Raw genomic sequence first — 1,397 nt, 5'->3', positions numbered from 1 at the left:
GTTCAGATCGGGCATGGTGGGCAGCAGGCTGTGGAAAAGAGGCGCATTCTACCGCAGCGCTGCCCATGGAAGCACTGATCAAAAAATAGCCAGTGTTATGCAGGCCTTGCCAGTAAAGGGCTACAGCGCCTTTCGCGCAGGTTATCCACAAGCGGTTCCACAGTCATTGTGAACAACCTATGACACGTGCCGCGCTGTGGTGAAGGATGCCGTGGCGTCTGGCCAAGGCTGTGCGGTCCTTGCTGTAGCCTCCGCCGATCACGCCCATCACCGGGATGTCGCGGCCCAGGCAGTGGCGCAGCACAGCTTCGTCACGGGCGGCAACGCCTGCGTCGGTCAGCTGCAGGTAGCCCAGGGCGTCGTCCTTGTGCACATCGACACCGGCGTCATACAGCACCAGGTCGGGTTGATAAAGCGGCAGCAGGTAGTTGAGGGCGTCGTCCACCACCTTCAGGTAGGCCGCGTCGCCCATGCCTCGGGGCAGGGGGATGTCCCAGTCGCTTTGTGCCTTGCGGGCGGGGAAGTTCTGCTCGCAGTGCAGCGACACGGTGATGGCCTCGGGCGTGTCGTGCAGGATGCGCGCGGTGCCGTCACCCTGGTGCACGTCGCAGTCGAAGATCAGCACCCGGTGTACCCGGCCTGCTTCCAGCAGGTAGCGGCTGATGACCGCCAGGTCGTTGAAAATGCAGAAGCCGGCGGGGTGGTCGTAATGGGCGTGGTGGGTGCCACCGGCGAGGTGGCAGGCGATGCCGTGCTGAAGTGCCATCTCGGCAGTCAGCAGTGAGCCGCCGACGGCGCGTACGGTACGCCGGGCCAGGGCCTCGCTCCAGGGCAGGCCGAGGCGGCGCTGGTCCTCGCGCGACAGCTCGCCGTTCATGTAGCGCTCAATGTAGCTGCGGTCGTGGGCCAGGGCGAGGATGTCGTTGGGGCAGATGTCCGGGCGCAGCAGGGCCTGGTCGGTGGTCAGCCCGCTGCCAACCAGGTGGTCGTGCAGCAGGCGGAACTTGTCCATCGGGAAGCGGTGTTCAGCGGGGAACTCCGGGCTGTAATCTTCGTGGTAGATCAACGGCAACGGCATGGATGGGGTCGCAATCAGGGCCAGTGCTGATCTTGCCATGACGGGTGACTGCAATGGGAGTACCTGTTTCTTGCGCCGGTACCGGCCCTTTGTGGGAGCGGCCTTGTGTCGCGATTGGGCTGCGCAGCAGCCCCAGCAATGTGTGCATCTGCGCTGAAATTTTGGGGCTGCTGCGCAGCCCAATCGCGACACAAGGCCACACAAGGACTGCGCCAGGCTTTAGATGTGTACGGCGACTTTCAGGCTTCCAGCGCCGGCTCGACCTTGATGCCCAGCGCTGCACCCAGCTCCATTACCCAGGGTTGATGGGCGGGTTTGC

At 64.1% G+C, this 1,397-nt stretch carries 1 protein-coding gene; it reads right to left on the bottom strand.

What is annotated here, in order from left to right; genetic code table 11:
• Nucleotides 1-163 precede the first annotated feature (163 nt).
• Nucleotides 164-1,078, bottom strand: a complete 915-nt coding sequence (locus AC3WLP_RS27820) for a histone deacetylase family protein (protein ID WP_088513249.1) — start codon at nt 1,076-1,078, stop codon at nt 164-166.
• Nucleotides 1,079-1,397: the final 319 nt, after the last annotated feature.

Source organism: Pseudomonas sp. FW305-E2, assembly GCF_058782925.1.
This window is presented reverse-complemented; position numbering and strand designations above follow the sequence as displayed.